At 67.8% G+C, this 3,339-nt stretch carries 5 protein-coding genes; 2 read left to right on the forward strand and 3 right to left on the reverse strand.

What is annotated here, in order from left to right; all coding sequences use genetic code 11:
- Positions 1–213: hypothetical protein (locus tag VGE49_RS03520; RefSeq protein ID WP_331033198.1), on the forward strand; the 213-nt coding region annotated here is incomplete at its 5' end.
- A gap of 119 nt (positions 214–332) precedes the next feature.
- A complete protein-coding gene (locus VGE49_RS03525; RefSeq protein WP_331033199.1) occupies positions 333–1,130 on the forward strand; it encodes a crotonase/enoyl-CoA hydratase family protein in 798 nt (265 codons plus the stop codon).
- A 61-nt stretch (positions 1,131–1,191) separates the two neighbouring features.
- Here VGE49_RS03525 and VGE49_RS03530 read toward each other — a convergent pair whose 3' ends face one another.
- The 3 genes from VGE49_RS03530 to VGE49_RS03540 form a co-directional block, all read right to left on the reverse strand.
- On the reverse strand, positions 1,192–2,208 hold the full coding sequence (locus tag VGE49_RS03530; protein WP_331033200.1) for an efflux RND transporter periplasmic adaptor subunit: 1,017 nt from the start codon (positions 2,206–2,208) through the stop codon (positions 1,192–1,194).
- Positions 2,209–2,233: 25 nt separating this feature from the next.
- Complete coding sequence (locus tag VGE49_RS03535; protein ID WP_331033201.1) at positions 2,234–2,989, reverse strand: ABC transporter ATP-binding protein; 756 nt, start codon at positions 2,987–2,989, stop codon at positions 2,234–2,236.
- Positions 2,986–3,339, reverse strand: a 354-nt coding sequence (locus tag VGE49_RS03540; RefSeq protein ID WP_331033202.1) for an ABC transporter permease, incomplete at its 5' end; no start/stop codon positions are given. The genes VGE49_RS03540 and VGE49_RS03535, both read right to left, overlap by 4 nt.

Here is a 3,339-nt window from a genome sequence, read left to right on the forward strand (position 1 = left end):
CCCGAAAAGCACGACGCGTCTTCTTTCATCGTTCAGCGAAAGGAGACGCCAAAAATGAACGACAAGGAGCGCAACCTCCAGCACGCCATGATGTCCTTCGCCCTCTGGGGCGGGATGCTGGTCAACACGAAGCAGATGAACCCCGCGAACAACCGCGCGGTCAGTCATCCCTCGAACTTCGTGCCCATAACGATCAAACGGCCGCGCGCGTAGTCGCGAGGAAGCGTTGATCCAACCGCAACCCCGGTCAGAACGACCGGGGTTTTTCAATTCCGCTTGCCTTGGCGCGCCGCCCCGCTGAAACCGGCTGCATCATCAAGAGGAGCGTCGTCATGGGTCTGATCGTCGAGGAGCGCCGCGGCGCGGTCATGGTCTGGACCCTGACCCGGCCCGACCGGCTGAACGCCCTGCCGGACCTGGAGGACGGCGAGGCCTTCGCCGCCGCCTGCGAGACCGTCAATGCCGATCCGACGATCCGCTGCGTGGTCATGACCGGCGCGGGCCGGGCCTTTTCGGCGGGCGGCGACCTCAAGGCGATGAAGGCCCGCGCCGACCTGTTCGAAGGTTCGGGCGCGGCCATCCGCGAACGCTATCGCCGGGTGGTTCACCGCATCGTGCGCTCGCTCTACGGGCTGGAGGTTCCGCTGATCGCCGCCGTCAACGGTCCGGCCATGGGGCTGGGCTGCGACATCGCCGGGCTCGGCGACATCCGCATCGCCTCGGACCGCGCCAGCTTCGGCGTGCCCTTCATGAAGCTGGGCATCATCCCCGGCGACGGCGGCTCCTGGCTGCTGCCGCGCAACGTGGGCTATGTCCGCGCCGCCGAGATGCTGTTCACCGCCCGCTCGATCGACGCCGAGACGGCCGACCAGTGGGGCCTGGTCAACCGCGTGGTGCCGCACGAGACCCTGATGGACGAGGCCATGACCACGGCCAACCAGATCGCCGCCCAGCCGCCCCAGGCCCTGCGCATGGCCAAGAGCCTGCTGCGCCAGGGCCGCGACATGAATTTCGATCAGATGCTGGAGCTGTCGGCCGCCATGCAGGCCCTGGCCCATCTGACCGAGGACCATATCGAGGGCGTGACGGCCGTGCTGGAAAAGCGGCCCGGCGATTTCACCGGGAACTGACCGGACAATAAGAAAGGGGCCCCTCGCGAGGCCCCTTTTCCGTTTCCGATCGTGCTGACCCTTAGCGGCGGGCCGGCGTCTGCATCGAGCGGTTGGCGGGGACGCCGGCGACATTGGCAGTGCGTTTGGCGCCGGCCGTCTGGCCCGGCTTCATGAACTTGACCAGGACGCGCTGGCCGATCAGCAGCGGGGCGTCGTTGACGGCCACGACCACCTCGACCACGCGCTCGTCGGTGCGCTGCGACGGGTCGTCCGAGGCCAGCTTGCGGGCGCCGAAGACGGCGGCGCGGCGCAGGACCTTGCCGACATAGACCTTGCTCGGGTCGCCTTCCGGGGTGATCTCGACGGCCTGATCGGCGGTGATGTTCGGAATGTCGGCCTCGACGATTTCGGCGCGGGCGATGCGCGGGGCGTCGGGCTCCAGATCGAACATGTTGGACACGTTCAGGGTCGAGGCGCCGGCGCCGGGGTTGGCGTAGCGGCGCACGATGCGGCCCTCGGCGGGCGAGCGGATGACGGTCAGTTCGACGTCATAGGCGGCCTGGTCGCGGCGGGCGCGGGCGGTCTGGACGGCCGACTGGGCCGAGCCGAGGCGGGCCTGGGCCTGGGCGATGGCGTCGCGGGCCTGATCCAGCTTCTGGGCGGCGACGAAGTTGCTGTCCTTCAGCCGCGCCAGGCGGTCGTACTCGCGCTGAGCCGTGGCGATGTCGACGTTGATCAGGCGCAGCTGGCTCTCGGCTTCCGACAGGTTGGCGGCGGCCGTCTGCAGGGCCAGGCGCGGTTCGTCGTCTTCCTGACGGGCCAGGATCTGCCCGGCGACGACGCGGTCGCCTTCCTGCACCAGGACTTCACGCACCACGCCGCCGCGGCGCGCCGCGATCTGGATGATGCCGCCCTCGATGTCGACCTTGCCGTTGGCGATGGCCGCATAGGGGCTCTCGACCTTCTTCTCGGCGGCGGCGGCGGCCTCGGCCTTCTTCGCCGCATTGGCCTTCTGGACCATGCTGAAGCCGACGACGAGCACGATCAGCAGCACGAGGCCGATCCAGAGCCATTTGTTTTTCAGGAAAGCGGGCATGTGAGACGTCCTTGAGGATCGGTGTCTAGTGCGAGGCCAGAACGGCGTCGGGATTGGGGATGCGGCGCTGGTCGTCGATGATCACGCCGTCTTCGATGTGGATGACCCGGTCGGCCCAGGCCTCCAGGCGCGGGTCGTGGGTCACGCAGATGACCGCTGCGCCGTGCTCGGTGGCGGCCCGGCGCAGCAGACGAATGACCACCTGGCCGTTCTCGCCGTCCAGGGCCGAGGTCGGTTCGTCGGCGAACAGGATCTGCGGGTCCTTGGCCAGGGCGCGGGCGATGGCGACGCGCTGCTTCTCGCCGCCGGACAGGGCCGCCGGGCGCTGATGCAGGCGATGGCCCAGGCCGACCTCCTCCAGGGCCAGGGTGGCGCGCTTCTTCGCCTGATCCGGGGTCAGGCCCTGGAATTTCAGCACCGTCGTCACCTGCTGCAGGGCGCTGAGCGCCGGGAACAGGTTGAAGCCCTGGAAGATGAAGCCGCAGTGATCCAGACGGAACTTGTCGATCCGGCCCGACGACAGCTTCCACATGTCGTCGACATCCAGGGCGTCCACGCGGCCTTCCTCGGGACGCAGCAGGCCGGACAGGGCGGCGATCAGGGTCGACTTGCCCGAACCGGACGGTCCCATGACCATGGTCAGGTCGCCGTGGCGAGCGTCGAAGTTCACGCCCTTCAGCACCTCGACGTAGTTCTTGCCGGACTTGAACCGCTTGACCAGACCCTTGGCCTCGATGGCGAATTCGCCATGCTTGCCTTGAACTTTCGTATGCATGTTCATCGCAGCAGGTCCGCAGGTTGGCTCTTCTTCAGGATGCCCATCGACAGCAGGCCCGACACCATGGCGATGGCTATCAGACCGCCGCCCACCACGATCAGCAGGGGCAGGGGCAGGGCGATGATGACCGCCTTGGACATGGCGAACAGGGACAGCAGCCAGGTCAGGCCGATGGCGGCGGCGACGCCGACCACCCCTACCCAGAAGCTCAACTCCATGACGATGCGGCGCAGGCTTCCCATGCCGACGCCCAGGGCGCGCAGCGAGGCGAACTCCTTGATGTTGGCCATGATGGCCCCGCGCAGGGTCTGCCAGGTGATGGCCACGCCGATGATGATGCCCAGCACCACGCA

The sequence above is a fragment of the Brevundimonas sp. genome, from assembly GCF_036405315.1.
Classification (GTDB): domain Bacteria; phylum Pseudomonadota; class Alphaproteobacteria; order Caulobacterales; family Caulobacteraceae; genus Brevundimonas.